Here is a 17,626-nt window from a genome sequence, read left to right on the forward strand (position 1 = left end):
CCAGGCCTTGAGACCCTTTGACGCCTTTGAAATCGAAATTGCCCTGGCGGACGGCACCGTGCTGGGGGGCGAATTGGTCGCCCCCGACACCCCGGTGGCCGGGGTGATCTTTGCACCGGCGACGGGCCTTGGCGATCGCGACGGCAACGACACCGACGTCGGCTTCGCTCCGCTCGCCCAGATCGCCGCGGGACTTGCCGGGCGCCGGATCGCCTCTTTGCGCAGCGAGGGACGCGGGGTGGGGCGCAGCGGCGGTGAATTTGTCGGGCCGCAGGCGGCCCTCGACGATTTTGTGGCCCTCGTCGAGCTTGCGGCCGGTCGCTTTGCGGAGTTGGGCGGGCGGCCCGTGCTGCTGGGCCACGCCATCGGCTGCACGCTCGCGGCGGTGGCGGCAAGCCGCCTGGGGCCGGAGCGACTGCGGGGCGTGGTGCTTATCGCCCCGCCCATCAGCCCCGTGAGCGAATTGATGGGCTTTCGCTCGGAGGCGTCCAAAGCGATGGCCGCTCTTCCCCCTGCCGATCAATGGCAGGCGCTCGCGCGGGTGCAGGCCGAGTATGGCCGGCGCAAGTCGTTTTTGCCCGCCGGGATGCAGATTCGGGTACCGTTGCTGGCGGTGCAGGGGGAGCGCGATTGGGTCTTCCCGCCCGCCGAGTCGGCGCGGCTGGCCAGCCAGGTGGATGGAGCGGTGCGCTTGCTGCTGAGCGGACTCGATCACTGGCTGGTGCGCGCCGACGGCTGGCGATCTCCTACCGAAAATTTGACGGCGGATCTGCCGGTGGATCCGCAAGCTGTCCGGGCGATTGCGGACTGGATTGCGGCCCTCCCGTAACATCGGCGGGGCGCGGGTACACCTCTGGCTTAAAATAGGCGAGGTCTGGCCCGATGAGGATCTATGCGTTCCGGATTGCGCTATCTGATGTGCTCGCCCACCCACTACGAGGTGGACTACATCATCAACCCCTGGATGGAGGGCAACGTTCACCGCTCCTCGCGCGAAGAGGCGGCCCGCCAGTGGGAGGGACTGCACAAGATCCTGGACGAGCTCGCCGATGTGCAGCTGGTCGAGCCTGCCCCCGGCTGGCCGGACATGGTCTTTACCGCCAACGCCGGGCTGGTGCTCGACAAGAATGTCGTGCTGAGCCGGTTCTTCCACCCGGAGCGCCAGGGGGAGGAGCCCCACTTTCGCGAATGGTTCGAGGCGCAGGGCTATGTGGTCTGCGAGCTGCCCACCAAGATCGCCTTCGAAGGGGCGGGCGACGCGCTGCTCGATCGAGAGGGCCGCTGGCTGTGGGCGGGCTACGGGTTTCGCTCGTCGCTGGAGTCGCACCCGTACCTGGCCAAGTACCTCGACATCGAAGTGCTCTCACTGCGGTTGGTGGACGAGCGCTTTTACCACCTTGACACCTGCTTTTGTCCGCTGTCGGACGGCTATTTGCTCTACTACCCGCCCGCCTTCGACGATACCTCCAATCGCCTGATCGAATCGCGGGTGAGCCCGGACAAGCGGCTGGTGGTGGGCGAAGTCGACGCGGTCAACTTTGCCTGTAACGCCGTCAATGTCGAGCGCACGGTAATCGTCAACCAGGTGACGCCGGGGCTTGCGGCACGGCTGGCCAGTTGCAACTTCGCGGTGCGCGAGACGCCCCTCAGCGAATTTCTCAAAGCGGGCGGAGCGGCCAAATGTCTGACGCTGCGCCTCACAGAGCCGCGCACTGTCGAGATGCCCCAGGTGCAGGTCGCCACCCGCAACGTCGAGATGCAGGGGCACCTGCTCGATTCGGCCCTGATGACCGAGGTGATCGATCTCATTCTCAAAGGCGGCGCCAGCTTCCAGATCCTCGACTTTAAAGTCGGCCAGCGGCGCCAGGACACCTCCTATACGCGATTGCAGGTGACTGCCCCCACCGCCGAGACCCTCGAAAGCGTCCTGACCCAACTTATCGATCGCGGTGCGGTGCTCGCCGAGGAGGCCGTTCGCGATGCCGAACTGCAGGCGGCCACGCAGGACGGTGTGGCGCCGCAGGACTTTTTTGTCACCAGTATTTATCCGACGGAAGTGCGCCTGGGGGGACGCTGGGTGGTGGTGGCCCACCAACGCATGGACGGCGCCATCGTCGTCGAGCCGGAGACTGGAACCGCCCGCTGCGCACTGCTGCGGGACATCAAAGCCGGTGAGCGGGTGGTGACCGGTGTCGAGGGGATCCGCACCCGCCACCAGAAGGCCCTTCCTGACCGCGAGCGCGAAGAGTTTTCGTTCATGGCCTCGGGGGTCTCCAGCGAGCGGCGCGTCGAACTGGTGGTCGAGCAGGTGGCCTGGCAGTTGCGCCGCCTGCGCACCCAGGGCGGCAAGGCGGTGGTGGTGGCCGGACCCGTCGTCATCCACACCGGCGGCGGTGCGCATCTGGCCAACCTCATCCGTGAAGGCTATGTGCAGGCGCTGTTGGGCGGCAACGCCATCGCCGTCCACGACATCGAGCAGGCTTTCCACGGCACCTCGCTGGGGGTGGATTTGCAGCGGGGCGTCGTCATCCAGGGCGGCCATCGGCACCATCTGAAGACCATCAACCTCATCCGCCGCTGCGGGAGCATCGCCGCCGCCGTCGAGCAGGGGGTGCTGCACTCGGGCATCTTCTACGAATGTGTAAAAGCCGGGGTGCCCTTTTCGCTGGCGGGTTCGATCCGCGACGACGGGCCGTTGCCCGATACCGAGATGGACTTGATTCAAGCCCAAACCGACTACGCTCGCCTGATCGAGGGGGCGGATCTGATCTTGATGCTCTCCTCGATGCTCCATTCGATCGGTGTCGGGAACATGACGCCCGCCGGGGTGAAGCTGGTGTGCGTGGACATCAACCCGGCAGTGGTCACCAAGCTGGCCGACCGCGGTTCGGTCGAATCGGTGGGCGTGGTCACCGACGTCGGTCTGTTCTTGAGCTTGCTTGTGCGGCAGTTGCATTACCTGGATCACTGAATCTCAAGTTCGACTGCACAAGGGTTAGACGTCTTGAATTATGCGGGCTTGCCCTCGCTGCGGCGGCCGTAAAGACTCATCAACGGCGTCACTGAGATGCCGTGCACGACGATCGAAATCGCCACCACCATAAGGGTGATCGCCGTTAGGGTGCGGGCGATGTCCCCGGGTAGACCGTGGGTAATCGCAAACATCAAATAGTAAATGGAGCCGATGCCGCGAATGCCGAACCAGGCCATCAACCGGCGCTGCAGTCCGGAGGTGTTGGAGCCCAACAGTCCGATCCACACCGAGATCGGCCGGATCACCAGAAACAACAGCGGCACAAACCACAGCAAAGCGGCAGGCGGCGGCAAGAAAGTAGCGAGCAATCCGCCCACCAGCACCACGATCACCACCTCCCCGATGCGCTCGAGTTGTTCGTTGAATTCGAGCACCGCCTGGGCCATAAACAGCGGCGCCGACTCGGAGCCCGGGGGTACTTCCTCCTTAGCACCCTGGCGGGCCATCGCCTGAACGTCCTCGGAGGGCTTTTCGCCGGCGGCTTGCAGTTCAATGCTGCGCAACGCCAATCCGGCGGCGAAGACGGCAAGGAATCCATAGCCGGCTACCAACAGCGCCGCTCCGTACGACAGGGCGATCAATCCCAGGGCCAGAAAATCGTCGAGTTGGACGGCCTCCTCGCGGCGACTGCGCAGATAGAGCACCAGTCTGCCCACCAGCAGGCCGCAAAGCCATCCCACACCCAACCCGGCAGCCGTTGCCCAGAGGACATCGACCGCAACCCAGCGCCAACCTCCCTCACCCAGCTCGTGCAGGCCCAGCAGTCCCAACCCCAACATCACAAACGGAAAGGCGGTGCCGTCATTGAGGCCCGCTTCGCCGGTGAGGCTGAAGCGCAATCGATCGCTGTCGAACGGATCTTCTAGTTGCACGTCGGAAGCAAGCACCGGATCAGTTGGGGCAAGCACCCCCCCAAGCAAAATCGCCGCTCCCAGGGGCAATCCCAGCCAGAACACTCCTGCACAAGCAATCAAGGCGACAGTGACCGTCATCGAGATGAAGGCGAGGCGCACGGGCAGTTGCCAGCGTTTCTTCGACAGCGGTGTGCGCAGCTTCAGCCCGGAGGTAAACAGCGAAATGATCACTGCCACCTCTGTGATTCGTTCGAGCAACCCGGCTTGCTCAATGGCATCGAGCCGTATGAGCCCCAGGCCGACGGGGCCGAGCACCAATCCCACCAGAAGATACAGCAACGAAGTGGTGAGCGGTAGACGACGCAGAATCGAGTTGGAGAGCGCCATAACGATAAATAGCGCCCCAACGATCACAAACCACAAGTTAAAGGTCATGACTGAATCAACGAAAGTTTTCTGGCGACCGCCTGGACAGTCGGAGTCCGGCCCGCCCATCTTTGCAGACAATATGGCGCAGTACATCTCCCTGTTGGGATAGTCCACCGCCTTCGCAGGCGGAGTTTAAAATAAGGCTCGTCGCGCGAGAAAGCTGCTTTGAACTACACCAGAACCCTTCTTCTCACCCTGACCGCCGCTGCGCTCGTCGCCCCGCCGGCCGCGGCCCACGACTACTGGTTGATGCCCGAGAAGTTCACGCCCGTCGCGGGCGAGCCACTCAAGGTGCATCTTTATTACGGCGACGACTTCAAGCCGGAAAACGAGCGCCCCTTTCAGAAGGATCGCACCCCCAGCTTTGTGCTGATTTCCGCCACTGAAGCACGGGAGTTGAGCGCTACCACACCCGATCAGCAGCTGCCGCTGGCGGAGTTGACCTTTGCTGAGGCGGGCACCCATCTGCTGGCCCTCGATCGCACTGCCCAGAACATCAATCTCGAACCCAAACAGTTCAACGAGTACCTGCGCCACGAAGGGCTCACCGATATCCTGGCGGTGCGCAAAAAGACCAAAAAGCTGCAGACCCAGGGGCGCGAGCGCTACTCTCGCAACATCAAAGCGCTGGTGCAGACCGGGGATGTCCGCAACGACGAAATTGCTCTGCGCACCCTGGGTAAGCCCATCGAGATCGTCCCCGAGCAGAACCCGGTGAACCTGCAGCCTGGCCAGAACCTGGGGGTGCGCGTGCTCTTCGAGGGCAAACCGCTTGCAAACCGGCAGATCGATGCGCTCAACACCACCAGCGGCAAACTCGTGCGCCTCTCGGCGCGCACCGACAAAGAGGGCCGCGCCGGCTTCCGGCTCGATCGCCCCGGCCCCTGGATCGTGCGGCTGGTGCACATGCGCGCCTGCGCCCGGGACTGCCGCAATGTCGATTGGGAAAGCTTCTGGAGTTCGCTGACTTTTGCCCTGGCGGACGCCCCGGCTCAAAGTGCCCGGCCGTAGCGCGACCCGGCCTGCTGCACGAGCAGTCCCCGCAGTTCGAGGGTGAGTAGGGCGCTTGCGAGCCGGTCGGTAGTAAGTCCCGTCCCCAAAGCCAATTCGTCGAAGGAGCAGCCGTCGCCCTGGATCTGATCCCAGATGCGCTTCTCGTCGCCGTCGAGCACCGGGGGTAGCGCGGAAGGCACCGTGGCGCGCACCAGTTGGGCTCCCAGATCGGCAAGCAGCGCTTCGAGGCCAAGGATGACCCGCGCCCCCTGGGAAATCAGCTTGAGGCACCCTTGCGCCTGGGGCGTATCGATGGCCCCGGGCAGAGCGAACAATTCCCGGTTGTAATCGCAGGCCAGATACGCCGAGATGAGCGCACCGGAGCGCTCGGGCGCTTCGATGACGATCGTGGCGAGGCTCATGCCCACGACAATCCGGTTGCGGCGGGGAAAGTTGTGGGTGAGGGTTTCTTCCTCAGGGGCATATTCGCTCAGCAACAGACCGCTATGGGCAATCTCGGCAGCCATACCCGCGTGCTCAGGCGGATAGACGCGCGTCAGGCTGGTTGCGAGCACCGCTGCGGTCTTCCCGACCCCAAGGGCGGCCTCGTGGGCGATACCGTCGATGCCTGCAGCCAGACCGGAAATCACCAGAAAGCCTGCCGCAGCCAAGGTTTCGGCGATTTGGGCGGCCCAGCGCCTGCCGTAGTCGCTTGGGTGACGGGTTCCCACCACCGCGACCGCGGGCGACAGTTGCCGCAGCGGCCCGCGGTAAAAAAGCAAAGGGGGCGGGTCGGGAATCTCGCGCAACAGCGGTGGATAATCCCCGTCGGCCGGCGTCCAGAAGGATGGCCAACGGTCCTCCAGTGCTTCGAGCAAAAGCCCCGGATCGGTGCGCTCGCGGTAGCGACGGCTTTCGAGCCCTTTGCGGGCGCTCCAGCCCTCGACCGCCGAGAACTCGGTCTCTGCCGCTTCCCAGGCCGCCTGCAACGACCCGAAATGCTCCCTGAGCCGCCGGATTGTCAGAGGACCAACCCCCGGCGATTGCCGCCAGGCGACCCAATAAGCCCGCTCACTTGTCAATGCCCCACTCCATCCGACGATGGCAGCATCACCCCGCCTCGCCCTTACCGGCAACGGTTCGGCGCTGCCAGCCGCCCACCGGACAGGTGCGTGGTCAATCGGTGTGTCCAACCCCGGAATCGGGATCGCCCCGGCGCATGTCCATGCGCTCCAGGAGCTTGATGCCTTCCTCGCGGCGCACCCCGGGCACCAGTTCAAGCGGTCCGCGCACCAGGGCGTCGTTGACGTTGCGGGCGGTGGCCCCCTCCAGCAGTGCCTGCTCGATGTTCGCGTCCTCGGACAGCGCCGCGTAGACCACCCTCGGGATGCCCACCAGGGACATCGCCGACAGACACATCAGACAGGGTTCCAGGGTGACGTACATGCAGAGGTCTTTTTTATCCTCATCGCTCATCCCATCGAGACGTTCGGCCTGCGCGCGCAGGATAGACATCTCGCCATGGGCAGTGACGTCGTGGGTCTCGGCATACTGGTTGTGCTCGAGGGCAAGCACCTTGCCGCGCCAGGTGAGCATCGCCCCCACCCCGGCCTTGCCTTCGTCGACGGCAGCGTTTGCCTCAGCAATAACCATGTCTATACAGTCAATATCATATTCTGTCGGTAAGCCAATTCCCATTGCTGCGATCCTCAGGCTTTCTGCCATACACGCTACTGTTTAAGTGCGGCATGCGCCTACACACAAAGGAAGAATGTAGTACGCTTTATCTCTGGTAGGGTTGGATCTATCCCTCGCAGGTTGCACCCATGCCAAAATTCTGGTTAGTGATTGTGTGTCCTTTTTTTTTGGCGACGGCGGCAACAGCCGCACCGGTCGAGCTGATCGGGCTGGCCGGGAACAACACTTTGGTCCGTTTTGAAGCCGGGCGGCCCGCCGCGGCGACAACCCTCAAAGTGAACGGTGTGAGCGGCACCCTGGTGGGGATCGACTACCGTCCTGCCGACGGCAAGCTCTACGGCCTCAGCGACGCCCAGAATCTCTATACCATCGACCCGGCGGGCGGTTCGGCATCTTTGGTGAGTACCCTCTCGGTACCCTTTACCGGTGGGGTGCGCTCGGGATTCGACTTCAACCCGTCGGCGGACCGGTTGCGGCTGGTGGGTGCCGACGGCCAGGATTTGCGGGTGAATGTCGATCTGGGGGCAACGGCGGTGGACGGCAAGCTGGCCTACGACTCCCGCGACCGCAACGCCAAGAAAACTCCCCAAGTGAGTGCTTCGGCCTACACCAACTCGCTGGCCAAAGCCGGGGCGACGAAGCTGTTGAATATCGACTTCAGCCTTGATGTGCTTACCCTTCAAGAGCCTCCCAACGACGGCGTGCTGAAGACCATCGGTCCGTTGGGGGTCGATTTTGGACCGGCAAGCGGGTTTGACATTCTCACCGGGCCCGACGGCAAAGACCGGGCGTTTGCCACCTCGGGTAGTGTGTTCTACACGGTCGATCTGGCCAGCGGCCGGGCGCGCAAGGTTGGTACTATCGGCGACGGCAAATTGGCGGTCTTTAGTCTGGCGGCCGGGCACGGCCGACCTTGAGGGCCTGCATCCAAACATCGCCAGGGTACGTAGTGTTCAATAAGCAGTCATCCCTGCTTACCGACCCCATCCGTTCAGGGCCCTTCAGTAAAACCCCATGCACCCTCCCGACTCATCGGACAGCCGGCCGGCAAATCTGCGCGCAGGCGGGGATGTCGAGTTGTTCCGCTCGATCAAGGGCGGTCAGTTGGCCGCCCTGGGAACTCTTTACGACCGCTTCGGCGGTTTGGTCCATGGGCTGGCGCTCGCTATTCTCACCAATCCCCAGGAAGCGGAGGATCTGACCCAGGAGGTGTTTCTTTCCCTATTTCGCAACTGTACCTACGATCCGACCAGGGGGGCGCCGAGCAGCTATCTCATCACCCTCACCCGCTCGCGGGCTATCGACAGGCTGCGCGCGAAAGGCCGGGCGGCAAAATTGATGCAACGCTGGGGGCAGAGCAGGGTAGTCGAGACCTCACCGGTGACGCCGATGGAGAGCGCTTCGATCAACGAATGTTCGCAGGCGGTGCGCGACGCCCTCGAAAAACTTTCTCCCAACCACCGCCGGGTGTTGGAGATGTCCTACTTTAAAGAGTTGAGTCAAAGAGAAATCGCCGAGAAGTTGGGAACACCGCTCGGCACGGTCAAAAGTTGGGTGCGCAGGGGGCTGTCGGAACTCAAAGAAACGTTGCAGGAATATGTCGGGTAGTGTGGACTTATGTACGGATCCCCGGGCCCTAAAAGCCGCGAAGATTTGATGATCGAATATGTTCTGGGCGAACTTTCCAGGCGCTCGCCCCAGGAAGCCGAAAAGTTTGAGCAACTGCTCGCGCAGGACCTCGCCCTGAAGCGCGAGGTGCAGCAGTTGCGCAAGGTTTTGGGGCTGTTGCCCTATGCCACGGTGAGTGCACCTCCCAAGCACCTGCGCACCGCTATTCTCGATGCCGCCGCCGCGCCGCCGCGCCGCGCGGGCGGGCCGCGCATCTCACCGGGCTGGATCGCGGCGGTGGCAGCCGCCTGCGTGGCGGCGGTCTTCGGCATCGACGGCTTCCGGCTGCGCCAGCAGCTGCAGGCGGTCAAAGAGGCCAACGAAGCGCTCCAGCAGCCCAATCTACTGTTGCAATTTTCTTTGATAGGGACCGGACCGCTCTCGAACGCCTTCGGCAGCGTCGCGATGGATCTCGACACCAAACGGGCGGCCGTCGCCATCAACAACCTGCCGACCGCACCCGCAGGGCAGGTGTACCGCCTCTGGGCGATCACGGGCAATAAAACCGTCCCCTGCGGGCAGTTCAACCCCGGGGCGGGGGGCAAGGTGATCACCCAGTTTGCGATTCCAGTCGAAGCCTACAGCGGCCCGATCGCCCAACTGCTCGTCACCTTGGAGCCCGCGAGCCTGCCGGCCCAACCCACCGGCCCGTCGGTGCTGGTGACCGGCTGAGCGGCGCAACGCCGTAAAAAGCCCCCCGCCCACAGGCGGGGGGCTTTTGGCAATCGGGGGGAAGGGGGGTCAGGAGTTTGCCGGTCTAGTGGCAGTTATTTCGCCGGGACTGCGGCGAGGCCGACGAAGTTGAGCGAACCGTTGCCCACGGTGCCGACGTTGGTGGCTTTGCCGGTCACCAGATCGACCGCGTAGAGGGTGGCTCCAGAGATAGCGAAGGCGCTGTTGACGCCGTTGTCGTCGATGAAGATGTCAAAACCGGCGGTGGGGCCAAAATCGGCTCCCAGGGGGCCGACCGTCTTCAAGATGCCGTCGTTGGGCGGATCTTGAATGACCAGCACGTCGAGGGCGATGTCGATGTCGTACAGGCGGGTGGCGGGGGCGGCGGCCACGTTGTTGATGTAACCGGAGCCGGAAACGTTGGGATCTTTGCCGGCGTTGACGTCATTGGCGTCGTAGACGACATCTGTATCAGGAAAAACCTCGTTGGTGTCGACATTGACGCGCAGGTTCTCGTTGGTGTGCTTGCCCACCAGCCGCAGGCGGTCCGCCGACGGGTTGAAGTCGAATCCGGACTTGTTGCCGCCGCCGAAGGGGGTGGGCAGCACGCTGATGAACGTCGAGGCACCGGTGGCCGGGTCGATTGTGTAGAGGTAGTTGGTGTCGGTCAGGGCATAGAGCAGCTTGTTGGCCGGACGAAAGTCGATGCCGATCACGGTGCCGTTGACGTCGCGGATCTTGATAGTCCGGGTCTGGCCAGGGCGGGCGGAATTGAACCGTACGAGGGTGTTGCCGTCGGTCAGTCCGATGAGCGGGGACTCCGACGCCTCCACTGCTCCGGCAAACAGGGCCGAGGCGGCCACGGCGAGGGCGCCGGCCAGAGCAATCAGCTTGTTGGGTCGCATGAAAAGCCTCCACAAAATTTGGGCGACGCGAAAACATACGCCGCCCACGCCGGGGTGGATGAGCCCGAGGGTCAAAGTTGCCACGAAGGTCTGAGGCCCACCGATCTATTTCAACGACCAGCCGGTCTCTTGGGGCCTGAAGACCCAAGAAGTATGTTTATTTTCGCAAAGATGTTTCTTGAAAACCGTCCCCTCGCTGACCGCAATCTAGAATGCTGATCGCGGGATTTTTTTAGCTTTTCTCAACCCCGACGGAGCCTAACTGGGCGACCAGCTGGACATCAGGCTTTAGTAATTCTGTAATACGTATCTTGTATATAGCTCGGGAAACCCCCTTTCCAAGGAGACAAAAATGGAGCAGCAAGCCCACTTCGGACGATCGAGCGGTGCGGGCGTGGGGTGGTTAAAAATCACAACCGACGATCCCTACTCGTATGGGTTCAGTCCCTTCGACACTGCCCAGCAAGCCCGAAAGCGCCGCGCGGCATATATGGCCGGAGCGTCGCCGACTTCGAGGCGTTGCCTGCAGTTGGGGCTCAATCCCCTTTGTTGCTTCAGAAAGAAACCGCTTTATCCAGTCTGGAGTGGAGGTAGGCCGTGAAAACCCGTGGTTGGAAGCGATTGGTCAACTTGAGCGCCATTCGTTGCGTGTACGACTGCCGGCCGGCTTTGGTGGCGGACTTGGCGGCAAGAGTGCGTCAGCGACAGCAGATCCGGAAGATGTGCGACCGGTTCGTCGACTGAGCGACACCTTGCGAAGGTTGCCAAGAAACACCTGCGGTTACGGGTGCGGGTCTATAGTAGATCTCTTGCATGAACCGGATTGCGGAACGAGTTTCCGATGGTTTGAGCTGTTTATCTTGGCATTCGCGCAAGCGGTCTAATATTTTGCTGCTTGTGCCGTTGCTTTTTGCATCGCCGAAGGTTTCCCTCTATTTGCTTGCTTGAAATCTTCCCCGGCACTCGAAGCACACTTTGCGGGATCCCACGATGCAAGACGAAAACACGGCCAGGGAGCGATCCCCCATGGGAGGTGCAGCTTTGCGCCGCTTTATAGAGAGGGTGAAAGGGACGCACCTGCACAAACGACGGCTGCGAAGGCTCGCTTGCGATTGCGAGGTGCAGCTGCACAGTGCCGAGCGGCAGATCCGATTTTTCCTGGAAAGCACCACCGATGCGTTTGTCGCCCTCGATCGCCAATGGCGTATCACTTATGCCAACCAGCGCGTTGCTGCCCTCAACCACCTGCCCCTCGAGCAAATTGTCGGCAAGACGCACTGGCAGATGTGGCCCTGGTCGGTGGGTAGCCGGGTGGAGCAGGAATACCGCCGGGCCGTCGATGAGCAGAGCGAGGCACACTTCGAGATTCTCTACGAACCGCTCCAGCTGTGGCTGGAAATCCACGCCTACCCCTCGCCGGATGGGCTGGCCATCTTCTTTCGCGACATCACCGAGCAAAAGCAGACCCAGCAGTGGCTGGGTCTGCTGGCGCAGGCGAGCGAGGTGTTCGCCGCTTCGCTCGATTACCGCACGACTTTGCAGAATGTCGCCCAACTGGTCGTCACGGTCATGGCGGACTGGTGCTTGATCGACATTGTCGAAAACGAGCAGATCGCCTTTACCAACCCGATCGTTGCCGCTGCCGACCCGGAGTTGGTGCAGCTGCTGCGCGATTTGAGGCATCTCTATCCGCTTTCCCGCGACGCGGATTACGGTGCGCCCCGGGTGTTTCGTACCGGTGAACCGATCCTCGCAGAGGTGATCCCCGAGAGCTTTTATGCAAGCTTCTGCGTCAGCGAACAGCAACTCGACATGCTGCAGCGGCTGGACGCCTGCTCCTACATCATCGTGCCGCTCGTTGCCCACGGACAGACGCTCGGCACGCTCGTGCTCGCCTCGGGGCGCACACTTTCCGGGCGCCATTACAGCGACCGGGATCTCAAAACAGCAGAAGAACTGGCCCGCCGCGCCTCGATATCGGTCGACAACGCGCGCGCCCACCGGGCAGAGCAGCAGGCGCGCAGCCAGGCCGAGACAGCGCGCGCAAAGCTCATCGATACACTCGACAGCATCACCGATGCATTCGTCGCCCTCGATCCTGAGTGGCGCGTCAGCTATGTCAACCGGCTGGCAGCGAAATTCAGCGCCAAAACCCAGCAAGCGTTGATAGGCAAAAATGTCTGGGAGGAATGGCCCGGGTTGGTGGGGACTCGCTTTGAGACGGAATGCCGCCGGGCGGTGGTCGAGCAGGTGGCTGTTCACCTGGAGGAATTTGATGTTCCCTCGAACCTCTGGTTCGAAGTGCACGCCTACCCGTCGAGCGACGGTCTGGGAATTTACTTTCGCGACATCACCGAGCGCCGCCGCTTCGAGCGACAAATCATCGCTTCGCTACAAGAAAAAGAAGTGCTGCTGCGGGAGATCCACCACCGGGTCAAAAACAATCTGCAGGTTGTCACAAGCCTGCTGCGCCTGCAGGCCCATCAAACCGTTGACGCAGCCTCCATCGAGGCGCTTCAGACCTGCCGAAGGCGGGTGCAGTCGATGGCCTCCATTCACGAACTGCTCTACCAGTCGGGGGATCTGGCCAGCGTCGACTTTGGCGAGTACGTCCGGCTCATCGGGCACCAGCTGATCCGCTCCTACAGAGCACGACCAGGAAAAGTGCGACTGAAGATGGAAGCATGCAGTGTACGTCTGGACCTGGCGATGGCGATTCCTTGCGGCCTGATTGTCAACGAACTGATCTCCAACAGCCTCAAGCACGCCTTTGCGCGGGACAAGCGCAACCGGATCGGCGTCAGGCTCAGCCAGAGCGAGCAGACGGTCACTTTGCTGGTCGAGGACAACGGCAGTGGGCTGCCTGCCGATTTTGACCCGGCCAAGCTCGAATCGCTGGGGCTGCAACTGGTAAACGACTTGGCCCTACAACTTGGGGGAAGCGTTGTGTTCTCGGGTGCCCAGGGTACCTCGGTGCGCGTGACTTTCCCGGTTCATCGCTAGGAGGAGGCAACCGGCTATGCGCAAGCTCAACATCATGGTGGTGGAGGACGAGCGCATTGTCGCGCGGGATGTACAAAAAATTCTCGAGGCGATGGGTCACACTGTCCTGGCCTCCGTCAGCTCTGCAGAGGAAGCCATCCAGAAAATCGTGCGCGCCCAGCCCGATCTGGTGCTGATGGATATCCGTCTGCAAGGAGAGATGGACGGGGTGGAAGCGGCCGGGCGTATCCGCCGCCAGTTCGGCGTGCCGGTGATCTACCTGACTGCTTATGCAGACGAAGAGACGGTGCGGCGCGCCCAGCCGACCGAACCCTTCGGCTTCATTGTCAAACCCTTCGAAGCAGTCGAGTTGCGCACGGTGATCACCATGGCCATGCAGCGGCTGAAGCTCGAGAGGCAGCTGGAGCAACAAGGGGCCATTCAGGCGGAACTGCAGCACTACCGGCAGTTGCACCACCAGAGGATCGGCGATCTGACGACCCTGGATGGCCCGGAGGAAGGCACCCAAAGCCCGGCAGAGAGACGTCCCCGGCAAACTTTCGAACGCAGTAAGGAGATCCCCCTGGAGGCCCGGGCAGTCTGGCAGGTGCACTCGGGCTTGGTCAAACTGAGCAAACTGCATCCGAGCGGTGAAGAGGTGCTCATCGGTCTGGCCGGACCCGACCGGCTGTTCGGTCCGACGCTGACCTCTCTGGAGGCCTGTCGGGCTACAGCGCTCTCCCGGGTCGAACTGGTGCGCCACGGTGTGCAGGAAATCTCGCCTGCGACCGCAACCGGTCGGCTGCTGCAGACGCAGATTGAGCGGGGCATCCACCAGACCGAGGCACTGCTTGCCATCTACGGCCAGAGGTACGCCGGGGACCGCCTGCGGGGAGTGTTGCTGCTGTTGGCTGTGGAGATTGGTTGCCCGGTGGCGGGTGGAGTGCGCCTGGAGGTGCGGCTCACCCACGAGGAGTTGGCCACCGTTCTCGGTGTGGAACGGGCCACGGTGACGGTGCTTCTCGGCCGTCTTGAGAAACAGGGGTGGCTCACCCACGATTCCAGGCATCACCTGATCCTCAAAGACCGCCTGCTGAAGACCGCCTCCGAGGAAGGCTATCGGCTACCTGCGGTCAAAGACGGCTGATGATACTCCTGCAGAGATTTCACCTCCAGCGGCCCCTTCTGCAGCGCGGCAATGGCCGCTGTGACGGCACGGGCAGCAGCCAGGGTGGTGATGACCGGGATCTTCTGGGCGAGGGCGGTACGGCGGATTACCTGGGCATCGGTCTGGGCTTCGCTGCCCGAGGGAGTGTTGAAGACCAGCTGAATCCGGCGGTTTTTGAGCAAGTCGCCGATGTGGGGGCGACCCTCGTGAATCTTGAGCACTTTCTCGACTGCGAGGCCCTGCTCCTGCAAAAAACGCTGGGTGCCCTCGGTGGCGATCACCCGAAAGCCCAGGTCGAGCATCTGCTGGACAATCGGTACGACCGCGTGCTTGTCGCGGTCGGTGACGGAGACAAACAACGTGCCGGCCGTGGGCAGCTTCTGCCCGGCGCCGATCTGGGCTTTGGCGAAAGCGCGGCCGAAGTCGGTGTCGATGCCCATCACCTCGCCGGTCGAACGCATCTCCGGTCCCAGGATCGTGTCGGTGCCGGCGAATTTTTCAAAGGGCAACACCGCTTCTTTGACGGCGATGTGGCCGGGGATCACTTCCTCGGTGAAACCCAATTCTTCCAGGGTGCGCCCCGCCATCACCCGGGCGGCAATCTTGGCAAGCGGTACCCCGGTCGCCTTGGCCACGAAGGGTACCGTGCGCGAGGCGCGCGGGTTGGCCTCCAACACATAAACCTCGGCACCCTCCCTGTGGGCTTTGACGGCGTACTGGATATTCATCAGTCCCACCACCTTCAGGGCACGGGCCAGTTTGACGGTCCAGTCGCGGATAACGGCCAGCACGCTTTCATCGAGAGTGCGCGTCGGCAGCACGCAGGCTGAATCGCCGGAGTGGATGCCCGCCTGCTCGATGTGCTCCATGATCCCGCCTATCACCACCTGACCGGTCCGATCGCAAATAGCGTCCACATCGACCTCGACGGCATCTTCGAGAAATTTGTCGATCAAAATCGGTCGGTCGGGCTCCACCTGGACGGCGTGGGCCATGTAGCGGCCCAACCCTTCATCGGTGTAGACGATTTCCATCGCCCGCCCCCCCAGCACGTAGCTCGGGCGCACCACCACCGGGTAGCCGATGCGGCCGGCCACGGCGACGGCATCGGCGGTGGAGCGGGCCATGCCGTTGGCGGGTTGTCGGATGCCGAGTTGCTGGCATAACTGCTCGAAGCGCTCGCGGTCCTCGGCGATGTCGATCGAGTCCGGGGAGGTGCCCCAGATGGGTACCCCCGCCTTTTCGAGGGGCACGGCGAGGTTGAGGGGCGTCTGGCCGCCGAACTGAACGATGACGCCCACCGGCTTTTCTGCTTCGACGATGTTGAGCACGTCCTCGCGGGTGAGCGGTTCGAAGTAGAGCCGGTCGCTGGTGTCGTAGTCGGTGGAGACGGTCTCGGGGTTGGAGTTGACCATGATCGTCTCAAAGCCGTCTTCAGAAAGCGCAAAGCAGGCGTGACAGCAGCAGTAGTCGAACTCGATGCCCTGGCCGATGCGGTTGGGGCCGCCCCCCAGGATCATCGCCTTGGGCTTCTCACCGGAAGCAATCTCGGACTCAGAAGCGTAGGTCGAATAGTGGTAGGGCGTGAACGCCTCGAATTCGGCCGCACAGGTATCGACCGTTTTAAATACCGGCGTCACGCCCAGTTCCTGGCGGGTGGAGCGCACGCTCTGCTCGTCGGTGCCGGTGAGAAAAGCCAGCTGCATGTCGCTGTAACCTTTTTGCTTGGCTTCGAGCCACTCGGCGGCGGTGAGGGAAGCCAGGTCGCGACCTTGGTAGGCACGCTCGAAGGCGACCAGTTCCGCGAGCTTGTCGAGAAACCAGGGGTCGATGGCGGTCAGCTCGTGAACCTGCTCGACGCTGAAACCGGCCATCAGCGCCTGGCGGATCTGAAAGATGCGATCGGGGGTGGCGGTGCGCAACTGACTTTTGAGCGTCTCGGCGTCGGGGATCTCTTCAGAACGGTCGGCACCGAAGCCAAAGCGCTTGATCTCCAGCGAGCGCAGCGCCTTTTGCAGCGACTCGCAAAAGGTGCGGCCGATCGCCATCACCTCGCCCACCGAGCGCATGGCGGTGGTGAGCACCGGCTCGGTGCCGGGAAATTTCTCGAAGGCCCAGCGCGGGATCTTGGTGACTACGTAGTCAATCGTAGGCTCGAAGCTTGCCGGGGTCTTCTGGGTGATTTCGTTGGTGATTTCATCGAGGGTGTAACCCACGGCGAGCTTCGCGGCAATCTTGGCGATCGGAAAGCCGGTGGCCTTGGAGGCGAGGGCCGACGAGCGCGAGACGCGCGGGTTCATCTCGATGACGATCACCCGGCCGTTCTCCGGGTGGACGGCAAACTGAATATTCGAGCCGCCCGTTTCGACGCCGATTTCACGGATCACTTTGATGGCGGCGTCGCGCAGGCGCTGGTACTCTTTGTCAGTCAGAGTCTGGGCCGGGGCGACGGTGATCGAATCGCCCGTGTGCACTCCCATCGGATCAAAATTCTCGATCGAGCAGATGATCACGACGTTGTCGGCCAGATCGCGCATCACCTCCAGTTCATACTCCTTCCAGCCGAGGGCCGACTCTTCGACCAGCACCTGGGAGGTGGGCGAAGCGTCCAGGCCGACGCGGATCATCCGCTCGAACTCCTCGCGGTTGTAGGCGATGCCGCCGCCGGTGCCCCCAAGCGTAAAGCTCGGCCGCAAAATCAGCGGAAAGGAACCAATCTCCTCGGCCACTACCCGCGCTTCTTCGAGAGTGTGGGCGAAACCCGAGCGCGGTACGGCCAGGCCGATTTTCTCCATCGCCTGCTTAAATAGCTCGCGGTCCTCGGCTTTTTTGATGGCGGGGAGTTTTGCGCCGATCAGTTCGACGCCGTAGCGATCGAGCACCCCCGATTCGGCCAATTCGACGGTGACGTTGAGCGCCGTCTGGCCTCCCATGGTGGGAAGCAAGGCGTCCGGCCGCTCGCGTTCGATAATGCGCTCGACGAACTCGGCGGTGACCGGCTCGATATAGGTGCGATCGGCCGTGGCAGGATCGGTCATGATCGTCGCCGGGTTGGAATTGACCAGGACAATCTCGTAGCCTTCCTCGCGCAGCGCTTTGCAGGCCTGGGTTCCGGAGTAGTCGAATTCGCAGGCCTGACCGATGACGATCGGTCCGGCGCCAATTAAGAGAATCTTGTGAATATCGGTGCGGCGGGGCACAGCGGCGACCTGCAACTAAGCAA

General features: G+C 62.6%; 13 protein-coding genes. 8 read left to right on the forward strand and 5 right to left on the reverse strand.

The annotated features are described in order from the left end of the window. The first annotated feature begins 7 nt into the window (after positions 1–7). Both GLL_RS09110 and GLL_RS09115 read left to right on the forward strand, forming a co-directional pair. The gene (locus tag GLL_RS09110; protein WP_164928846.1) at positions 8–829 is read left to right on the forward strand and encodes an alpha/beta hydrolase; all 822 of its coding nucleotides are present in this window, start codon (positions 8–10) and stop codon (positions 827–829) included. A gap of 63 nt (positions 830–892) precedes the next feature. Beyond that, a complete protein-coding gene (locus GLL_RS09115; protein ID WP_011141756.1) occupies positions 893–2,971 on the forward strand; it encodes a TIGR00300 family protein in 2,079 nt (692 codons plus the stop codon). 38 nt (positions 2,972–3,009) lie between these two features. Here GLL_RS09115 and GLL_RS09120 read toward each other — a convergent pair whose 3' ends face one another. Next, entirely contained in the window at positions 3,010–4,323 is a 1,314-nt protein-coding gene (locus GLL_RS09120; RefSeq protein ID WP_011141757.1) for a cation:proton antiporter, read from the reverse strand. A 159-nt stretch (positions 4,324–4,482) separates the two neighbouring features. Between GLL_RS09120 and GLL_RS09125 the strand changes: the two genes are divergently transcribed. Then, positions 4,483–5,328, forward strand: coding sequence for a DUF4198 domain-containing protein (locus GLL_RS09125; RefSeq protein WP_164928847.1), 846 nt, complete (start codon positions 4,483–4,485; stop codon positions 5,326–5,328). Here GLL_RS09125 and dprA read toward each other — a convergent pair. Further along, positions 5,310–6,392 (reverse strand): DNA-processing protein DprA, encoded by a 1,083-nt coding sequence (dprA, locus tag GLL_RS09130; RefSeq protein WP_011141759.1) that lies wholly within the window; start codon positions 6,390–6,392, stop codon positions 5,310–5,312. The genes GLL_RS09125 and dprA overlap by 19 nt on opposite strands. A gap of 94 nt (positions 6,393–6,486) precedes the next feature. After that, positions 6,487–7,035 carry a nucleoside deaminase gene (locus tag GLL_RS09135; protein ID WP_011141760.1) on the reverse strand — a complete coding sequence of 183 codons (549 nt, stop codon included), beginning with the start codon at positions 7,033–7,035 and terminating at the stop codon, positions 6,487–6,489. Between the two features lie 200 nt (positions 7,036–7,235). Between GLL_RS09135 and GLL_RS09140 the strand changes: the two genes are divergently transcribed. The 3 genes from GLL_RS09140 to GLL_RS09150 all read left to right on the forward strand — a co-directional run bounded on the left by GLL_RS09140 (position 7,236) and on the right by GLL_RS09150 (position 9,348). Further along, positions 7,236–7,925 carry a DUF4394 domain-containing protein gene (locus tag GLL_RS09140; protein ID WP_164928849.1) on the forward strand — a complete coding sequence of 230 codons (690 nt, stop codon included), beginning with the start codon at positions 7,236–7,238 and terminating at the stop codon, positions 7,923–7,925. Positions 7,926–8,022: 97 nt separating this feature from the next. Beyond that, a complete protein-coding gene (locus GLL_RS09145) occupies positions 8,023–8,616 on the forward strand; it encodes a sigma-70 family RNA polymerase sigma factor (protein WP_011141762.1) in 594 nt (197 codons plus the stop codon). A gap of 9 nt (positions 8,617–8,625) precedes the next feature. Further along, the gene (locus tag GLL_RS09150) at positions 8,626–9,348 is read left to right on the forward strand and encodes an anti-sigma factor (protein WP_011141763.1); all 723 of its coding nucleotides are present in this window, start codon (positions 8,626–8,628) and stop codon (positions 9,346–9,348) included. Between the two features lie 95 nt (positions 9,349–9,443). Here the strand turns inward: GLL_RS09150 and GLL_RS09155 are convergent, their stop codons facing one another. Further along, positions 9,444–10,253 carry a DUF4394 domain-containing protein gene (locus GLL_RS09155; RefSeq protein ID WP_164928850.1) on the reverse strand — a complete coding sequence of 270 codons (810 nt, stop codon included), beginning with the start codon at positions 10,251–10,253 and terminating at the stop codon, positions 9,444–9,446. A gap of 1,119 nt (positions 10,254–11,372) precedes the next feature. Here GLL_RS09155 and GLL_RS09160 point away from each other — a divergent pair. Then, positions 11,373–13,256: a PAS domain-containing protein gene (locus tag GLL_RS09160; RefSeq protein WP_164928851.1), complete on the forward strand. Its 1,884-nt coding sequence runs from the start codon at positions 11,373–11,375 to the stop codon at positions 13,254–13,256. Between the two features lie 16 nt (positions 13,257–13,272). After that, positions 13,273–14,382, forward strand: coding sequence for a response regulator (locus GLL_RS09165; protein ID WP_011141766.1), 1,110 nt, complete (start codon positions 13,273–13,275; stop codon positions 14,380–14,382). Here GLL_RS09165 and carB read toward each other — a convergent pair. Then, complete coding sequence (gene carB, locus GLL_RS09170) at positions 14,352–17,603, reverse strand: carbamoyl-phosphate synthase large subunit (protein WP_011141767.1); 3,252 nt, start codon at positions 17,601–17,603, stop codon at positions 14,352–14,354. The two genes, GLL_RS09165 and carB, sit on opposite strands and share 31 nt — an antisense overlap. Between the last annotated feature and the right edge of the window lie 23 nt (positions 17,604–17,626).

The sequence above is a fragment of the Gloeobacter violaceus PCC 7421 genome, from assembly GCF_000011385.1.
Classification (GTDB): domain Bacteria; phylum Cyanobacteriota; class Cyanobacteriia; order Gloeobacterales; family Gloeobacteraceae; genus Gloeobacter; species Gloeobacter violaceus.

What these genes read in the sequence shown, in the direction of transcription:
- GLL_RS09115 (WP_011141756.1), top strand. Translation starts at nt 893, where the DNA reads ATGCGTTCCGGATTGCGCTATCTGATGTGCTCGCCCACCCACTACGAG.
- GLL_RS09120 (WP_011141757.1), bottom strand. Translation starts at nt 4,323, where the DNA reads ATGACCTTTAACTTGTGGTTTGTGATCGTTGGGGCGCTATTTATCGTT.
- GLL_RS09135 (WP_011141760.1), bottom strand. Translation starts at nt 7,035, where the DNA reads ATGGCAGAAAGCCTGAGGATCGCAGCAATGGGAATTGGCTTACCGACA.
- GLL_RS09145 (WP_011141762.1), top strand. Translation starts at nt 8,023, where the DNA reads ATGCACCCTCCCGACTCATCGGACAGCCGGCCGGCAAATCTGCGCGCA.
- GLL_RS09150 (WP_011141763.1), top strand. Translation starts at nt 8,626, where the DNA reads ATGTACGGATCCCCGGGCCCTAAAAGCCGCGAAGATTTGATGATCGAA.
- GLL_RS09155 (WP_164928850.1), bottom strand. Translation starts at nt 10,253, where the DNA reads ATGCGACCCAACAAGCTGATTGCTCTGGCCGGCGCCCTCGCCGTGGCC.
- GLL_RS09165 (WP_011141766.1), top strand. Translation starts at nt 13,273, where the DNA reads ATGCGCAAGCTCAACATCATGGTGGTGGAGGACGAGCGCATTGTCGCG.